The organism is Mesorhizobium sp. B3-1-7 (assembly GCF_006439385.1).
Classification (GTDB): Bacteria; Pseudomonadota; Alphaproteobacteria; order Rhizobiales; family Rhizobiaceae; genus Mesorhizobium.
The window spans coordinates 1-14947 of record NZ_VFTL01000022.1; the positions used below are offsets into that span (position 1 = coordinate 1).

Below are 14947 nucleotides of genomic sequence, written 5' to 3' on the forward strand. Positions count from 1 at the left end.
ATCCCCAAAAATCAGTGTTGAATCTGATTTGCCGGCCTGTGGGAATCCCAATTCCTTAAATCGTCACTACGGCCTAGTTTGCGCGCGAAGCCGACCCAGAAACGCAAGTCTACCGAAGGAAGAACCATGGACACTACAGACCTGTTGCTGGCGATCGCGCATCACCTTCTGGTGTTCTCGCTGGCCGGCATCATCGGCGCGGAGTTCGTGCTGGTGCGCGGCGATCTGGCGGCGGCGACGCTGAAGCGCCTTGCCGGCATCGACCGCCACTACGGCATCGTCGCCGCGCTCATCGTCATCGTCGGCGTCTGCCGTGTGTTCTTCGGCCTGAAAGGCTGGGAATTCTACATCTACAATTGGGTGTTCTGGGCAAAGATGGTGGCCTTCGCCATCGTCGGCCTGCTGTCAATCGCGCCGACCATGCGCTTCATCTCCTGGAACAGGCAGGCGAGCGGCAATCCGTCTTTCGCGGTGCCGGCGGCGGAACTGGCTTCGGTGAAGAACTATGTCCGCGCTGAGGGCTTCATCTTCCTGCTGATCCCCGTCTTCGCCGCGGCGATGGCGCGCGGCTACGGCTACTAGGCCTCGGCCGGAAACGTCTCGTCCGGTGGCGCGATCGGCACCAGCGGGGCCGGCACGTCGGTGGTCTTTTCCTTAGACTTGCAGATATCGGCGATGACGCAGGCCGGGCAATCGGGCTTGCGCGCCTTACAGACATAGCGGCCGTGCAGGATCAACCAGTGATGCGCATGGCGCATGAATTCAGCCGGTATGACCTTGAGCAGCCCTTCTTCGACCTGTTCCGGCGTCTTGCCCGGCGCCAGCCCGATCCGGTTGCCGATGCGGAAGATATGCGTGTCGACCGCCATCGTATGCTGGCCGAAGGCGACGTTGAGCACGACATTGGCGGTCTTGCGCCCGACGCCCGGCAGCTTCACCAGTTCGTCGCGATCCTGCGGCACCTGACCCGCATGGTCGTCGATCAGCGCCTTCGACAGCGCGATCACGTTCTTCGCCTTGTTGCGCCACAGACCGATGGTGCGGATATAATCGCCGACCTTGGCCTCGCCCAGCGCCAGCATCTTGGCCGGCGTATCGGCCGCCGCGAACAGCGCCTTCGTCGCCTTGTTGACGCCGGCGTCCGTCGCTTGCGCGGACAGCACCACCGCGACCAGCAGGGTGAAGGCGTTGACATAGTCGAGCTCGCCTTTCGGCTCAGGCCGCTGCACGGAGAAGCGCCGGAAGATCTCATGCACCTCGGCGGGGCTATAGAGCGACCGCGAGGCGGCCTTTCGCGGCCGCCGACCAGGCGCCCGGCTGCCACCGGCAGTGGAGGGTTGAGACTTTTTGACAGCTACGGATTTTTTCGATTTGGGAGGCGCCATTTCCTTCCTATAATATTCCCTCATGAGCGACACAAACGCCTCGTTCCAGGCCGACGAGCCATTTTTCCAGGCCTTGCTGACGCCGCACCGCTCTCTCGGCCGCACCGGCTTCCTGATCCTGATGGGAGCGCTTCTGTTCGGCTGGGCGGTCACCGGCGCCTTCTTCCTGGCGCACGGCGCCTGGCCGGTGTTCGGCTTCTTCGGCCTCGACGTGATCGCCGTCTACATCGCCTTCCGCGCCAATTACCGGGCCGCGCGCGCCCGCGAGGAAATCTCGGTCTCGCGCACCAGTCTCGACATTCGCAAGACAGCGCCGTCCGGTCGTTCGGAGGCGCATCATTTCAATCCGTTCTGGACGCGGTTTTCGATCGCCCGCCACAGCGAGATCGGCATCACCAAGATGGCCGTCGAAGCGCAGGGCAAGAGCGTGGCGATCGGCGGCTTCCTCAATCCCGACGATCGCGAGAGTTTTGCCACCGCCTTCTCGCGCGCGCTGGCGACCGCCAAGACACGCTGAGCATGATCCCGAACCGAAGATCCGCGTCAGCGAAAAGTGGACGCCGGTTTTCGGACAAGATCATGCTCGGAGCAAACAAGCCTTTCAGAACCGGTAGCGCAACAGCCTGCCGACCTTGCGCATCGCTGGGATGAGCTTCCAGAGACCGACGAACAGACGCGCCGACCAGCCCAGGCGCGCCCCTTGCTCCGGCTTGTAGGATGGGATCTCGCCGATGAAGCGAAGTTTGGGCACCGCCCGCTCCAATTCGCGCGGATCCTCTATGGCCCAATGGACTTCTGCGCCGGTTGCCTTGATGGCCGGATTGAGGCGCATCAGTTTCAGGCCGAACCGGCTATAGGCGTCGAACATCAGCTCGCCGCCGGCAAGATGCGAGACAAGCCGCGCAAACAGCCGCGGTCCCTCCTCGGCTGGAAGATAGGGTGTCAGCCCCTCGGCCGCCACGATCGCCAGGCGATTGCGGGGCACCGCGGCCAGCCAGCCCGGTTCGGTCACCGAGGAAGCGATCAGATGGTAACAGTCCCTGAACGGATAGAGCCTGCGCCTGAGCTCGACGACGTCCGGATAGTCGACGTCGAACCAGTCGACGCCTTGCGGCGGGTCGACGCGAAATATCCGCGTATCGAGCCCGCATCCCAGATGCAGCACGATCGCGTCCGGATATCTTGCGAGGAAATCCGCGACACAGACGTCCAGCGTCTTCGCCCTGATCGCAAATCCCAGCCCGAGATTGCCGTCGACCTTGAGCCTTGCGAAATCATAGTCGATCTTACGCACCGCCTCGTCGGCGAAGCGATCCTGAAGCAATGAATTGGGCAGCCGGCTCTCCAGCGCCTTGCCGTAGAGCGTCATCAGCAAGGTTTCCCTTGCCCCGGTCAGATCAACCTTTTCGCCGGCCATGATCGTCCTTTTCGGCCCGAAGCTCACTCTATCTGGGCGTGGATGGCGGGAAGGCAAGTTTCGGGTGGAGGCAAAGTTCTGGAAGACCGATATTCGGGACAAGGAGATATTGCCATGAACGCTCAGATGACCATGAATACCCGCATGAAACCGACCGCGATCCTCCAGAACGACATCACGCCGGAAGGCAGCGACTACGAGGTCGTGCGCCGCGCCATCGAGAAGATCAGCCTCGACTATCGCGACCAGCCCTCGCTCGAGGTCCTGGCCGAAGAGGTCGGCGAGACGCCCACCGGCCTGCAGAAACTCTTCACCCGCTGGGCCGGCCTGTCGCCCAAAGCCTTCCTGCAGGCGGTGACGCTCGACCATGCGCGCAGGCTGCTTGATGCCGGCCTGCCGCTGCTGGAGACCTCGTTCGAGCTCGGCATGTCCGGTCCCGGCCGGCTGCACGACCTCTTCGTCACCCATGAGGCGATGTCGCCCGGCGACTACAAGACCCGGGGCGCGGGTCTCACCATCCGCTACGGCTACCACATCTCGCCTTTCGGCATCGCGCTGATCATGGTCACCGACCGGGGTCTCGCGGGCCTCGCCTTCTGTGACGCCGGCGGCGAGCGGGCGGCCTTCGCCGACATGTCCGGCCGCTGGCCGAACGCGACTTACGTCGAGGACATGTCGGCCACCCAGGCTTACGCCGCGCGGGTCTTCGACCCGACGCAATGGCGCGCCGACCAGCCGCTGCGCGTGGTGATGATCGGCACCGATTTCCAGCTTCGCGTCTGGGAAGCCTTGCTGCGCATCCCGATGGGCAGGGCCTGCACCTATTCCTCGATCGCGGCAAGCATCGGCGCACCCAGCGCCAGCCGGGCCGTCGGCGCGGCCGTGGGCGCCAACCCGATGTCCTTCGTGGTGCCTTGTCACCGGGCGTTGGGCAAGTCCGGCGCGCTCACCGGCTATCACTGGGGGCTGACGCGCAAACGCGCCATCCTCGGCTGGGAAGCGGGGCAAGTAGCGTCGTGAAGTCGACGGCCAAGGCCCTGTGGAGATCTTCCTAGCACTTTGATTTTGCGCATGATCCTTTCTAAAATCGGTTCCGATTTTCAGGGGCATGCGTTAGCCTCCCGCGCAACCAGCGGGAGGCACTTTCTTGATTATCGTTGTCGGCTCTATCAACCTCGACCTCATCGCCAATGTCGACCGCTTGCCGGCGCCCGGCGAGACGGTGCGCGGTTCCGGCTTCGCCACCGCGCCCGGCGGCAAGGGCGCCAACCAGGCCCTGGCCGCGGCGCGCGCCGGCGCGCAAGTGCGCATGGTAGGCGCGGTCGGCAAGGATAGCTTTGCCGCCGAGGCGCTCGCCCTTCTCAAGGCCGGCAATGTCGATCTGTCCGGTGTCGGCCAGAGCTTCGCCTCCACCGGCACGGCGTTGATCCTGGTCGGCGCTGATGGAGAGAACGTCATCGCCGTCGTGCCGGGCGCCAATGATTCGGTGGTGCCGGGCGATATCGCCAAGGCCTTCCTCAAAAAGGGCGACGTCGTGCTCTTGCAGCATGAGATCCCGCTGCAGGCGGTCGACGCCACACTCGACGCGGCGCGCGCGGCGGGCGCTGTCAGCGTGCTCAACACCGCCCCTTTCCGTGCCGAGGCCGCCGGCTTCGTCGGCAAGGCCGATTATGCCGTCGCCAACGAAACCGAGTTCGATCTCTATGGCGAGGCGCTGGCGCTTTCGGGGCGCGATCGCCCTGCCCGCATGCGCGACTATGCCAAGAAGACAGGCCGCGCCATCGTCGTCACGCTCGGTGGCGACGGAGTGCTGGCCGCCACGCCGGACGATTTCCTCACCGTTCCGGCGCTGAAGATCACGCCGGTCGACACGGTCGGCGCGGGCGACACCTTCTGCGGTTATTTCGGCGCCGGCCTGTCGTCCGGCCTGCCGCTTCAGGAGGCGCTCACCCGCGCCGCCGCGGCTGGCTCGCTCGCCTGCCTGAAACCCGGCGCGCAGCCGGCAATTCCACCGGCAAAGGATGTCGACGCCGCCTTGGCGGCGGCGCGGTAATGGCCATGCGTCCCGTCACCAAGCACGCAGTGCCGCCGGCCGGCGATATCTGCCGCCTCCCCGCTGTCGAGCTTGCAGGGAAGATCAGGCAGCGCCATTTGTCGGCGCGCGAGGTGGCCGGCGCTTTCCTCGACCGCATCGAGGCGGTGAACCCGCTGGTCAACGCCGTCGTTTCGCTGCGCGAGCGCGCCGATATCCTGGCCGAGGCCGACAGGGCCGATGCTCATCTGGCCCGCGGCGGCGAGGCCGGAGCGCTCTTCGGCCTGCCGATCGCCATCAAGGACCTCGCCCTGACCAAGGAGCTCAGAACCACCTTCGGCTCGCCGATCTTCGCCGATTTCATCCCCGACGTGGACGATTTCTTCGTCGAGCGCGTCCGCAAGGCCGGCGCCATCATCATCGGCAAGACCAATGTCCCGGAATTCGGGCTGGGCTCCAACACCTACAATCCGGTCTTCGGGCCGACGCTCAACGCCTTCGACCCGGCGCTGACCGCCGGCGGCTCGAGCGGCGGCGCGGCCGTGGCGCTGGCGCTCGACATGGTCCCGGTCGCCGATGGCAGCGACTTCGGCGGCTCGCTGCGCAATCCGGCAGCCTACAACAATGTCTACGGCTTCCGTCCCTCGCAGGGCCTTGTGCCTGCAGGCCCGGACTTCGATGTCTTCCATTCGCAGATGGGCGTCGAAGGCCCGATGGGCCGCAACATTCGCGACATCGCGCTTTTGCTCGACGAACAGGCCGGCTATCACCCGCACGCGCCGCTGTCATATGCCAAGGAGGGTTCGTTCCTCGACGGCTTCGGCGCGAAAGCGTCCGGCGGCCGCATCGCCTGGCTGGGCGACCTCGGCGGCCATCTGCCGACGGAACCGGGCGTGCTCGACCTTTGCGAGGCCGCGCTTGCCCGCTTCGCCGCTGCATCCTTCCGCAGCGAGGCCCTAGTTCCGGATGTCGATTTCGAGGGGCTCTGGCAGGCCTTTGTCATCTTGCGCCAGGCGAGCAGCGGCTGCGGGCTGAAGGCGCACTACGACGACCCGGCAAAACGCAAACTTCTGAAGCCCGAGGCTGTCTGGGAAGTGGAGCAGGCGATGGGCCTGACCGCGCCGCAGGTCCATGCCGCCAGCGTCCGGCGCACCTCGTGGCACCGAACGCTGCTTTCGCTGTTCGAGCGTTTCGACCTGATCGCGCTGCCAACCGCGCAGGTCTTCCCGTTCGACGTCACGACCCACTGGCCGCGCGAGGTCGCGGGACGACCCATGGACAGCTATCACCGCTGGATGCAGGTCTCCGCCTTCGCCACCCTGGGCGGCTGCCCGGCGCTTAGCGTCCCGGCGGGGTTCGACGAAAAGGGCCGACCCATGGGCATGCAGTTGATCGGTCGCCCACGCGGCGACCTCGCTGTGCTCAAGGCCGGCGCCGCCTATGAGGCGATATTGCCGTGGACGGCGGGCGCCTGCTGAGCAGCCTCTGAATCGGGCAAGTCGGCACCGCTTGCGCCAACAGTGAAGCCGTGCATTGATCCAGCAGCCACCGCCGCACCACCTCTGTCGGTCCGAGGAAAGACCATGTCGCTGGAACTTTACGCAACCTATGTCGTTGCCTGCATCGTCATCATCCTGGTGCCCGGTCCGACGGTGACGCTGATCATCGCCAACAGCATCCGCCACGGCTCGCGCGCGGGCCTGGCCAACGTCGCCGGCACCCAGGCCGGGCTCGCGATCATGATCGCCATCGTCGGCATCGGCCTCAACACACTGATCGCCGGCATGGGCCACTGGTTCGAGTGGGTGCGGCTGATCGGCGCCGCCTATCTGATCTGGATGGGCGTGCAGATGTTCCGCTCCAAGGGCACGCTCAATCCTGACGGAACGGCGAGAAAACCGCGCGGCGACTTCTTCCTGCAGGGTTTTCTGGTGGCGATCAGCAATCCGAAGACCTTGGTCTTCTTCGGCGCCTTCTTCCCGCAGTTCATCGCGCCGCAGGGCAATTACACGCTACAGATCGTCGTGATGGGCCTGACCGCGATGATCTTCGCCGCCATGTCGGATTCGACCTACGCGCTTGCCGCCGGGCGCGCCGGCCGGCTGCTGTCGGCCAGCCGCGTCAGGCTGATGTCCAGGATCAGCGGCAGCTTCCTGGTCGGCGGCGGGCTATGGCTGGCGTTCTCGAAGGCGAAGTAAGCGACGGACCCGCCGTCCCCCCAATTATTTTTGCAAGCATATTGAAGAGCTGTGAGCGCCCCCACAACTCTTGGTCATGAACAAGTCAAACGTTTCCTTCCGGAATCGCTTGCTTATTTGGCGATACGAGTACAGCGACGCCGTCCTCGGCGTCGCTTTCTTCTGCGCCTTGGCACTGACGGTTGGGGCTTCCGTCTTAAGGCTGCAGAACGATCCTGTCGTTGCAACGCAACGTGTGACGGGCGTAGTTGAGCATGTCAGCTTGGCACCTATTAATCCCAAAGCCGCAGTTGGTCGCGGGATCTACTATATCTACGACGTCCGTCTTCAAGACGACAATGCGCTGGTCTTGGTCGATGGCGATGTGGGGACTCCTCACTCTATCGGCTCGATCATCCCCATCGAGCGGCAGCACCACAAGCGGGGCGTCGACACCTACCGATTGTTCGACGGGTGACGGCGCACGCCTTGTAATCCTCGACGGTCAGTTGAGCCGCCCCAGCCTCTCGACCAGCAGCGCGAAGAAGCCGTCATGGTCGATGTCACGCATCACCATGGCGTTCTTTTTCCGCTTGGTGACACCCCACCAGTCGATCACCGTCATGCCCATGGTGAGCTCCGACGCGGTCTCGACGCTGACATTGCAATGGCGGCCCTTGAACAGCTCCGGCTTGATCAGATAGGCGATCACGCACGGATCGTGCAGCGGCCCGCCATCGGTGCCGTATTTTTCCTCGTCGTAGCGCTCGAAAAACTCCAGCATCTCGGCGGTCGCGGTGCCGACCTTGGTGCCGAGCTGGCGGAAAGCCTGCGTGCGCTTGGACGTGGTCAGCGCCTTGTGGGTGACGTCGAGCGGCATCATCACGATCGGAATGCCCGACTTGAACACCAGATCGGCGGCCTGCGGGTCGACATAGATGTTGAATTCGGCGGCCGGCGTGACATTGCCGCCCTCGAAGAAGCCGCCGCCCATCAAGACGATTTCCTTGATGCGGGGCGCGATCCTCGGCTCGCGGATCAGCGACAGCGCGATGTTGGTGAGCGGTCCGAGCGGGCAGAGCGTGATCGTGCCGCTTTCCTCGCGCATCAGCGTCTCGACGATGAAATCGACGGCGTATTGTTCCTGCAACGGCATGGTCGGCTCGGGTAGTTGCGGGCCGTTCAGGCCGGTCTTGCCGTGCACTTCCTCGGCGGTGACGAGTTCGCGCGCCAGCGGCCGGATGGCGCCGGCATGGACCTTGATGTCGGGCCGGCCGGCCAGTTCGCAGATCTTGCGGGCGTTGTTCTGGGTCAGTTTCAGCGGCACGTTGCCGGCAACTGCAGTGATGCCGACGATCTCCAGCTCCGAACTGCCGAGCGCCAGCAATATGGCGACGGCATCGTCCTGGCCGGGATCGGTGTCGATGATGATCTTTCTGGACTGGGGCATTTCAATTCCTTTGGGGAGTCTTTTTGGGCGGGATTTAGAGCATGATCCCGAAAAGTGGGACCGGTTTTCGGACAAGATCATGCTCCAACGAAGTGCTGAACCAGGATGGCGGGTTCAACGAAACGTCATCCTGATTTCAGTGGCTTGAACTTGATCGCGCGGCGGACCATATCAAGACCATCGGGAAAAATGCCATCCGGGTTTTTCCAGTTTGTGTCGCTCTTCAGAGGACAGTGTAACAATGAGTCGAATGACGCCCTTCTCCAGCCCGCTTCTTCTGGGCTTCGATGCCATGGAAAAGACGCTTGAGCGTCTGGCGAAGTCCGGCGACAGCTATCCCCCGTACAATATCGAGCGCCTCGACGCCGCCGACGGCAAGGCCGAAAGGCTGCGCATCACGCTGGCCGTTGCCGGTTTCGCCGAGAGCGACCTCGATGTCACCACGGAGGAGAACCAGCTAATCGTGCGCGGACGTCAGACTGACGACACCGAGCGCGAATTTCTCCACCGCGGCATCGCCGCGCGCCAGTTCCAGCGCTGTTTCGTGCTGGCCGACGGCATGCGGGTGATCGCGGCGGAGCTGAAGAACGGCCTGTTGTCGGTCGATCTCGACCGGCCGGAGGCCGAGCGGCTGGTACGGAAAATAAACATATCGGTGAAAGACTGATCTTTGCCGATGGCTCTGTGCGAGGCGGCCAATCCTGGCGTCCTCGCGCCAAGGAGGCTTGAAATGACCAGAACTGACGAAACGACCACCATGACCAGCGGCGAACTCGCCCATCTCGGCGAAGGTTCGGTCGCCTATCTCAGGAAAGTGTCGAGCGACGACCTGCGCGGCCGCTTCCCCGGCCTCGACGAAATCGCGCCCGGTATGGAGCTGTGGGCGCTGTTTGCCGCCAACGGCCAGCCAATCCTGCTTTCCGATGCCCGTGACCGGGCGCTGGCGGGTGCGCTGGAGAACGACCTGACCACAGTCGCGATCCACTAACGCGACTCCCTGGCCTTCGAGACTCCTGGCCTTCGAAATGAAAAGGGCCGCCCACGGCGACCCTCCGAAGGTTTCAATCCTAAGATTTCAGGCCGCGTGCGAGGCCTGTGTGTCCGACAGCAAGGCGTGGATCGCCACCGCGTCGCGCGTCCCCCTGATCTTGGCCACCGTGTCGGCATCGCGCAGCACGCGCGCGATGCGCGACAGCGCCTTGAGATGGTCGGCGCCGGCGCCTTCCGGCGCAAGCAGCAGGAACACCAGGTCGACCGGCTGGTCGTCGAGCGCCTCGAAATCGACCGGCGTTTCCAGTCGGGCGAAGACGCCGGCGATCCGCTTCACGCCGGCGAGCTTGCCGTGCGGAATGGCGATGCCGTTGCCGACGCCGGTCGAGCCCAGCCGTTCGCGCTGCAGGATGGTGTCGAACACCTCCCGTTCCGGAATCCCCGAAATCGCCGAGGCCCTCTCCGACAGCAATTGCAGAAGCTGCTTTTTGGAATTCGCTTTCAACGCCGGCATGATCGCCGGGACGCTGATGAGATCACTGAGATCCATGCTTGAAAAATCCCTTGCTCGCCTGCCGCGCCAGTCGTCGCCCCCTCGCGCGGCTGGCTTTTTATCCCTGCGCGACTTTGGTCGTCGACGGATCGATCCAGCCGATATTGCCGTCCGGTCGGCGGTAGACGATGTTGAGATGGTCGGTTCCGGCGTTGCGGAACAAGAAGACCGGGCTGTCGCTGTTGTCGAGTTCGATGACCGCCGAAGCCACCGACATGGTCCGCAGCGTCATGCTTGATTCGGCGACGATGACCGGAGCGAAGTCCTCCGGAATATCTTCCTCATCGTCGGTGAGAGGAGCCATCACGGTGTAGGCGATGTCGGTCGGCTCTTCGCCATTGCCGTTGCCCGTATTGCGCGACTTCAGCCGGCGCTTGTAGCGCCGCAGCCGTGTTTCCAGGCGGTCGGCGGCCGCCTCGAAGGCCAGCGTCGGATCCTGGGCGTCGCCGGTCGCCTGCAGCGAAGCGCCGGAATCGAGCCGGACCATGCAGTCGGCGGAGAAACGCGACCCCGATTTGATGACCGTGACATGTCCTGAAAAACCCCGATCGAAATATTTCTCGATCGCCTCGCCGACCCGGTCGTTGATGCGCGTACGGAACGCATCGCCGATGTCCATGTGTTTTCCCGAAATGCGTAGATTCATCTGAAAACTGACCTTCCTTGCTCAGGCTTCAAACTGTTCCCGAGTTTATACCCGTGGTGCGCGCGCACAAGCTTTGCAGCGGCATGCGCGCCGATTTTAGACCCGAACTTTCCGGTTGATCACAAGTCGCCTTCTTGGCCGTCCGCGGCCTTGTCTGACGGACCCATTCGCAAGCTGGCATTACCGCCCTGCTCATGCGGGCGGGCTTCTAGCCACTTCATTGCGGCTTGTCAATCAAGCTTGGGAATTGTGGAGAACTGTCGAGATTCCGGGGGCGGCCTAGCGGCCGGCGTTCGCCAGCGCTCGCTTCTCCCGCCGCCGCTGCACCGACGATGGGATGTTCATGCCTTCGCGGTATTTCGCGACGGTACGGCGCGCGATATCGACGCCGCTTTCCTTGAGCATGTCGACGATGGCGTCGTCGGAAAGCACGTCGGCGGGCTTTTCCTCGTCGATCATCTGCTTGATGCGGTCGCGCACGGCCTCGGACGAATGCGCTTCGCCGCCTTCGGCCGAGGCGATCGACGCGGTGAAGAAATAGCGCAGCTCGAAGACGCCGCGCGGCGTCAGCATATATTTGTTGGCGGTGACGCGGCTGACGGTCGATTCATGCATGCCGATGGCGTCGGCCACCGTGCGCAGGTTGAGCGGCTTGAGGTGGCGCACGCCATGGATGAGGAAGGCATCCTGCTGCCGCACGATCTCGGACGCCACCTTGAGGATGGTCTTGGCCCGTTGGTCGAGACTGCGCGTCAGCCAGTTGGCGTTCTGCAGGCATTCGGCGAGAAAGTCCTTTTCCGCCTGGTCCTTGGCGTGGCTCGAAATGCGGGCGAAGTAGACATTGTCCACCAGCACGCGCGGCAGCGTGTCGGCGTTGAGCTCCACCGCCCAACTGCCGTCGTTGGCGGCGCGGACCTCGACATCGGCGACGATCGCATCGCTCGCGCCGCCCGAAAACGCCAGGCCGGGGCGCGGATCGAGCGCGCGGATCTCGGCCAGCATGTCGAGCAGATCCTCCTCGTCGACGCCGCAGATGCGTTTCAGCGTCTGGAAATCCCGCCGCGCCAGAAGCTCGAGGTTGGCGACCAGCGCCTTCATCGCCGGATCGAGCCGGTCGCGCGCAGCAAGCTGCAGCGACAGGCACTCGGCAAGGTCGCGCGCGAAAAGTCCCACCGGCTCGAAGGTCTGACAGACGCCAAGCACACGCGCCATCGCCGCCTCATCCGCGCCGAGCCGGACCGCGATCTCATCGAGTTCGGTGCGCAAATAACCGGCTTCGTCGAGCCCGTCGGCCAGCTCACCCGCGATCAGCCGCTGGCCGGGGCTGAGCGAAGCAAGCGCGATCTGCTCGCCGACATGCTCGCGCAGCGTAATGGCCGCCGCGGCCATGTCGCCGACGTCGAACCCCTCGGACGATGCTGCGCCCGCGCCGCCCCCAGCGGCCGACTTCCATTGCGCCGTGAGATCCGGCCCCAGTCTCTCGCTGGTGCCTGGATCGTCGGGAAACAGGTTCTCCAAGGAAGAATCGAGCTTTTGCGAGATCGCTTCCGCGCTCCACTCCGTCTCGCCCTCGAACCAATCGCCTTCGGTATCCTTTTCCGGCGACGCCTCGCTTTTCTGGGATAGATCGCCGGCGACATCGTCCTGCGGTTCGGCCCGTTCCAGCAGCGGGTTGCGCTCGATCTCCTCGTCGATGAAGCGCTCGAGCTCGACATGGGTGAGCTGCAGCAGCCGGATCGACTGCATCAGCTGCGGCGTCATCACCAGCGACTGGGACTGTCTGAGCTGCAGTTTGGCTGCCAGCGCCATGGTGTGATTCAAACGCCTCGTCTACGCATCGGACTGTGCCGAAGCAGATTTTCCCGGCCAGGCATAGAAACTGGCCCGGCTTTTGCTTGTCAAGGAAAACGCTAGCAGTTGCGGCTTACCGGAGCGTTATCGAGCGCTAAAATGACCGAAAGCCGCGACGCGGCCATCGAAACCGCGTCGGAACCCGCGGGTCAGAGCGTGAAACCCTCGCCGAGATAGAGACGCCGCACATCGGCGTTGGCGACGATCTCGTCGGCGCGGCCATGCGTCAGCACCTGGCCGGCATGGATGATGTAGGCGCGGTCGATCAGGCCGAGCGTCTCGCGCACATTGTGGTCGGTGATCAAGACGCCGATGCCGCGCGCCGTGAGATGGCGAACGAGCTGCTGGATGTCGGCGACGGCGATCGGGTCGATGCCGGCGAAGGGCTCGTCGAGCAGCATATAGGCCGGCCGCGTCGCCAGCGCCCGCGCGATTTCAAGGCGACGCCGTTCGCCGCCCGACAGCGACATGGACGGCGCCTTGCGCAGATGGCTGATGTGAAACTCCTCGAGGAGTTCGTCGAGCGTGCGCTCGCGTTCCTTGCGGCTCTTTTCCACCACCTCCAGCACGGCGCGAATGTTCTGCTCGACATTCAGGCCGCGAAAGATCGACGCTTCCTGCGGCAGGTAGCCGATGCCGAGGCGGGCCCGCCGGTACATCGGCATCGAGGTGACATCGAAGCCGTCGATTTCGATCGAACCTTCGTCGACGGGAACAAGGCCGGTGACCATGTAGAAACAGGTGGTCTTGCCTGCGCCGTTGGGGCCGAGCAGGCCGACCGCCTCGCCGGCGCGCACGCCGAGCGTCACCCCGCTCACCACCTTGCGGCCCTTGTAGCTCTTGGTCAGCCCCTTGGCGATCAGGGTGCCCTTGAACTTCGCCTTGTCGGTGCCGACCGTCGCCGGCGCAGCGGGTTGTGCGGCCGCCCGTCCCGGAAGACGGGCCAGCAGCGAAGTCACGCCGGCCATTAGTTGCTCGACGCTCCCTGCTGCTGCGCGTCCTGTTTCTGCGGCTTGAACATCATGATGACGCGCGGACAGCCCTCGACGTTGCCGAGGCCGCTCTTCATCTGCACGGTGAGCTTGCAGCCCTTGAGCACATTGTCGCCCTGCGACAGCACCACTTCCTTGCCCGAAAGCACCAGCACCTGCGTCTTCATGTCGAATTTGCCGGTGTCGCCGGTGGCGATCTGGTCGTTCGACTTGATGTAGACTTTGTTCTCGACCTCGAGGTGGTCGATATTGGCCGCGCCCGTCATCGCCGATGCGCCGGCCGCCGCGCTTTTGTCAGCTTTTGGGTCCTTGACGTAGTAGACCGTCATCTTGCCGGCTTTGAGCAGGGTCGGCCCCTGATTGACGGTGACGTTGCCGCTGAATATGGCCATGCTGTCGGCCTGGCGGACCTCAAGCTTATCGCTTTCGATCTGGATCGGCTGGTCGCCTGACAGTTTCAACCCCGGGATCTGGCTGGTCGCGCTCGATTGCGCGAACGAATGCACGGTTGCCAAAAGCAGCAATGCGGAAGCAGCGCCCGGAAGCCATGCGGATTTACTGCGACGCATTCTGTTCTCCACCGTTTACCCCCGCTGCCTTCAGCGCAGTTGGATCTATGTTGACGCGAACCCGGTTCTCGAAGACCACGAGCCTGCCATTGTCCTCGACCGACATCGAGTCCGCGGTGATGCGCGACCCGCCGCGGCTGACGTCGACCGGATTGCTCGTCTTCATAGAGCCTTTGCCCATGTCTAGGAAGATCGATTTGAACTTCGCCACCAGGCCGTCCGTCGTCGTCACGCTGACCTCGCTGGTCAGGTCCATCGTATTGGCGTCGCGATTGTAGATACCGTGCGCGGCGTCGACCGACACGATGTTGTCGGTAGCGACGGGCAGTTTGGCATTGATGCCGTCGAGGTCGATGACGGCTTGCTGCCCGACATCCTGCGTCGCCCTGGTCGCCGTCAGCGAATAGGGCAGCTTCTGCTTGGTGAAGCCGTTGAGCTTCGGATTGGCCATCACCAGCTTGCCGTCGGAGAACGCCGTACCATCGGCCTGCACCGAGACGGACAGGGGCGCCTTGAGGTAGGAGTAGACCGGAAAGGCGACGGCGATCGCGACCGCGAGCAGCGGCACGGCGAATTTCAGCACACGGACGCGGCGCGAGTGCCGCTGCGCGCGGTTGAAGGCATCGCCACGCGTGCCGTCTTGGCTCGCGGGAGCCGATGTCTCACCGGCATCGCTCGTTTCGTCAGATCGCGCCAACATGACTTTTCTAATGGACCTTTGCCCGCCCAAACACCGCCTATAGGTGGTATGCCGGCACCTACAAGCAAGCACAAGCGGAGGAAAACTGCAAAAATGTGACAACTGCCGCCCGCAAAATCGAGAGGAATCCGGCGAGACGGCTTGTACTTCATAGCAGATACGGACTGCTTGCGTTAATTTTTCGT

At 63.9% G+C, this 14947-nt stretch carries 18 protein-coding genes; 9 read left to right on the plus strand and 9 right to left on the minus strand.

Features of this window, described 5'->3' with window-relative positions:
* Positions 1–126: 126 nt before the first annotated feature.
* Complete coding sequence (locus FJ417_RS18780) at positions 127–582, plus strand: DUF2214 family protein (protein ID WP_140784510.1); 456 nt, start codon at positions 127–129, stop codon at positions 580–582.
* Here FJ417_RS18780 and nth read toward each other — a convergent pair.
* Positions 579–1385, minus strand: a complete 807-nt coding sequence (gene nth / locus FJ417_RS18785) for an endonuclease III (RefSeq protein WP_140784511.1) — start codon at positions 1383–1385, stop codon at positions 579–581. The genes FJ417_RS18780 and nth overlap by 4 nt on opposite strands.
* Positions 1386–1407: 22 nt before the next feature.
* Here nth and FJ417_RS18790 point away from each other — a divergent pair, with 22 nt between their 5' ends.
* On the plus strand, positions 1408–1902 hold the full coding sequence (locus FJ417_RS18790; protein ID WP_140644552.1) for a DUF2244 domain-containing protein: 495 nt from the start codon (positions 1408–1410) through the stop codon (positions 1900–1902).
* An 84-nt stretch (positions 1903–1986) separates the two neighbouring features.
* On the opposite strand, the gene FJ417_RS18795 is transcribed toward FJ417_RS18790, so the two are convergent.
* Positions 1987–2802 (minus strand): class I SAM-dependent methyltransferase, encoded by an 816-nt coding sequence (locus tag FJ417_RS18795; protein WP_140784512.1) that lies wholly within the window; start codon positions 2800–2802, stop codon positions 1987–1989.
* A gap of 114 nt (positions 2803–2916) precedes the next feature.
* Here FJ417_RS18795 and FJ417_RS18800 point away from each other — a divergent pair, with 114 nt between their 5' ends.
* The 5 genes from FJ417_RS18800 to FJ417_RS18820 all read left to right on the plus strand — a co-directional run bounded on the left by FJ417_RS18800 (position 2917) and on the right by FJ417_RS18820 (position 7489).
* A complete protein-coding gene (locus FJ417_RS18800) occupies positions 2917–3822 on the plus strand; it encodes a methylated-DNA--[protein]-cysteine S-methyltransferase (RefSeq protein ID WP_181183258.1) in 906 nt (301 codons plus the stop codon).
* A gap of 127 nt (positions 3823–3949) precedes the next feature.
* The gene (locus FJ417_RS18805) at positions 3950–4855 is read left to right on the plus strand and encodes a ribokinase (RefSeq protein WP_140658069.1); all 906 of its coding nucleotides are present in this window, start codon (positions 3950–3952) and stop codon (positions 4853–4855) included.
* Positions 4855–6312, plus strand: a complete 1458-nt coding sequence (locus tag FJ417_RS18810) for an amidase (RefSeq protein WP_210239898.1) — start codon at positions 4855–4857, stop codon at positions 6310–6312. Before FJ417_RS18805 ends, FJ417_RS18810 begins: the two co-directional genes overlap by 1 nt.
* Before the next feature lie 105 nt (positions 6313–6417).
* On the plus strand, positions 6418–7032 hold the full coding sequence (locus tag FJ417_RS18815) for a LysE family translocator (RefSeq protein WP_140784513.1): 615 nt from the start codon (positions 6418–6420) through the stop codon (positions 7030–7032).
* A gap of 76 nt (positions 7033–7108) precedes the next feature.
* Complete coding sequence (locus FJ417_RS18820) at positions 7109–7489, plus strand: hypothetical protein (RefSeq protein WP_140658067.1); 381 nt, start codon at positions 7109–7111, stop codon at positions 7487–7489.
* 27 nt (positions 7490–7516) lie between these two features.
* Here the strand turns inward: FJ417_RS18820 and FJ417_RS18825 are convergent, their stop codons facing one another.
* Positions 7517–8461: a nucleoside hydrolase gene (locus tag FJ417_RS18825; protein ID WP_140784514.1), complete on the minus strand. Its 945-nt coding sequence runs from the start codon at positions 8459–8461 to the stop codon at positions 7517–7519.
* A gap of 241 nt (positions 8462–8702) precedes the next feature.
* Here FJ417_RS18825 and FJ417_RS18830 point away from each other — a divergent pair, with 241 nt between their 5' ends.
* The gene (locus FJ417_RS18830) at positions 8703–9128 is read left to right on the plus strand and encodes an Hsp20 family protein (RefSeq protein ID WP_140658063.1); all 426 of its coding nucleotides are present in this window, start codon (positions 8703–8705) and stop codon (positions 9126–9128) included.
* Positions 9129–9191: 63 nt separating this feature from the next.
* Complete coding sequence (locus tag FJ417_RS18835) at positions 9192–9449, plus strand: DUF1150 family protein (RefSeq protein ID WP_140658061.1); 258 nt, start codon at positions 9192–9194, stop codon at positions 9447–9449.
* A gap of 87 nt (positions 9450–9536) precedes the next feature.
* On the opposite strand, the gene ptsN is transcribed toward FJ417_RS18835, so the two are convergent.
* From ptsN to lptC, 6 genes are all read right to left on the minus strand, one after another.
* Positions 9537–10001 carry a PTS IIA-like nitrogen regulatory protein PtsN gene (gene ptsN, locus FJ417_RS18840; RefSeq protein ID WP_140644559.1) on the minus strand — a complete coding sequence of 155 codons (465 nt, stop codon included), beginning with the start codon at positions 9999–10001 and terminating at the stop codon, positions 9537–9539.
* Positions 10002–10062: 61 nt separating this feature from the next.
* The gene (gene raiA, locus FJ417_RS18845) at positions 10063–10650 is read right to left on the minus strand and encodes a ribosome-associated translation inhibitor RaiA (RefSeq protein ID WP_140644560.1); all 588 of its coding nucleotides are present in this window, start codon (positions 10648–10650) and stop codon (positions 10063–10065) included.
* 279 nt (positions 10651–10929) lie between these two features.
* Positions 10930–12459 carry an RNA polymerase factor sigma-54 gene (gene rpoN, locus FJ417_RS18850; RefSeq protein ID WP_140784515.1) on the minus strand — a complete coding sequence of 510 codons (1530 nt, stop codon included), beginning with the start codon at positions 12457–12459 and terminating at the stop codon, positions 10930–10932.
* Between the two features lie 191 nt (positions 12460–12650).
* Complete coding sequence (gene lptB / locus FJ417_RS18855) at positions 12651–13469, minus strand: LPS export ABC transporter ATP-binding protein (protein WP_140644562.1); 819 nt, start codon at positions 13467–13469, stop codon at positions 12651–12653.
* Positions 13469–14062 (minus strand): LptA/OstA family protein, encoded by a 594-nt coding sequence (locus FJ417_RS18860; protein WP_140658057.1) that lies wholly within the window; start codon positions 14060–14062, stop codon positions 13469–13471. Before FJ417_RS18860 ends, lptB begins: the two co-directional genes overlap by 1 nt.
* Positions 14049–14762, minus strand: a complete 714-nt coding sequence (gene lptC / locus FJ417_RS18865; RefSeq protein WP_140784516.1) for an LPS export ABC transporter periplasmic protein LptC — start codon at positions 14760–14762, stop codon at positions 14049–14051. Before lptC ends, FJ417_RS18860 begins: the two co-directional genes overlap by 14 nt.
* Positions 14763–14947 lie beyond the last annotated feature (185 nt).

Bases quoted from the DNA above. Each gene is read 5' to 3' on its own strand.
- FJ417_RS18810 (WP_210239898.1), top strand. From the start codon at position 4,855: ATGGCCATGCGTCCCGTCACCAAGCACGCAGTGCCGCCGGCCGGCGAT.
- FJ417_RS18815 (WP_140784513.1), top strand. From the start codon at position 6,418: ATGTCGCTGGAACTTTACGCAACCTATGTCGTTGCCTGCATCGTCATC.
- rpoN (WP_140784515.1), bottom strand. From the start codon at position 12,459: ATGGCGCTGGCAGCCAAACTGCAGCTCAGACAGTCCCAGTCGCTGGTG.
- FJ417_RS18835 (WP_140658061.1), top strand. From the start codon at position 9,192: ATGACCAGAACTGACGAAACGACCACCATGACCAGCGGCGAACTCGCC.
- lptB (WP_140644562.1), bottom strand. From the start codon at position 13,469: ATGGCCGGCGTGACTTCGCTGCTGGCCCGTCTTCCGGGACGGGCGGCC.
- raiA (WP_140644560.1), bottom strand. From the start codon at position 10,650: ATGAATCTACGCATTTCGGGAAAACACATGGACATCGGCGATGCGTTC.
- FJ417_RS18860 (WP_140658057.1), bottom strand. From the start codon at position 14,062: ATGCGTCGCAGTAAATCCGCATGGCTTCCGGGCGCTGCTTCCGCATTG.
- FJ417_RS18830 (WP_140658063.1), top strand. From the start codon at position 8,703: ATGAGTCGAATGACGCCCTTCTCCAGCCCGCTTCTTCTGGGCTTCGAT.
- FJ417_RS18790 (WP_140644552.1), top strand. From the start codon at position 1,408: ATGAGCGACACAAACGCCTCGTTCCAGGCCGACGAGCCATTTTTCCAG.
- lptC (WP_140784516.1), bottom strand. From the start codon at position 14,762: ATGTTGGCGCGATCTGACGAAACGAGCGATGCCGGTGAGACATCGGCT.
- ptsN (WP_140644559.1), bottom strand. From the start codon at position 10,001: ATGGATCTCAGTGATCTCATCAGCGTCCCGGCGATCATGCCGGCGTTG.
- FJ417_RS18795 (WP_140784512.1), bottom strand. From the start codon at position 2,802: ATGGCCGGCGAAAAGGTTGATCTGACCGGGGCAAGGGAAACCTTGCTG.
- FJ417_RS18800 (WP_181183258.1), top strand. From the start codon at position 2,917: ATGAACGCTCAGATGACCATGAATACCCGCATGAAACCGACCGCGATC.
- FJ417_RS18780 (WP_140784510.1), top strand. From the start codon at position 127: ATGGACACTACAGACCTGTTGCTGGCGATCGCGCATCACCTTCTGGTG.
- FJ417_RS18820 (WP_140658067.1), top strand. From the start codon at position 7,109: ATGAACAAGTCAAACGTTTCCTTCCGGAATCGCTTGCTTATTTGGCGA.
- FJ417_RS18825 (WP_140784514.1), bottom strand. From the start codon at position 8,461: ATGCCCCAGTCCAGAAAGATCATCATCGACACCGATCCCGGCCAGGAC.
- nth (WP_140784511.1), bottom strand. From the start codon at position 1,385: ATGGCGCCTCCCAAATCGAAAAAATCCGTAGCTGTCAAAAAGTCTCAA.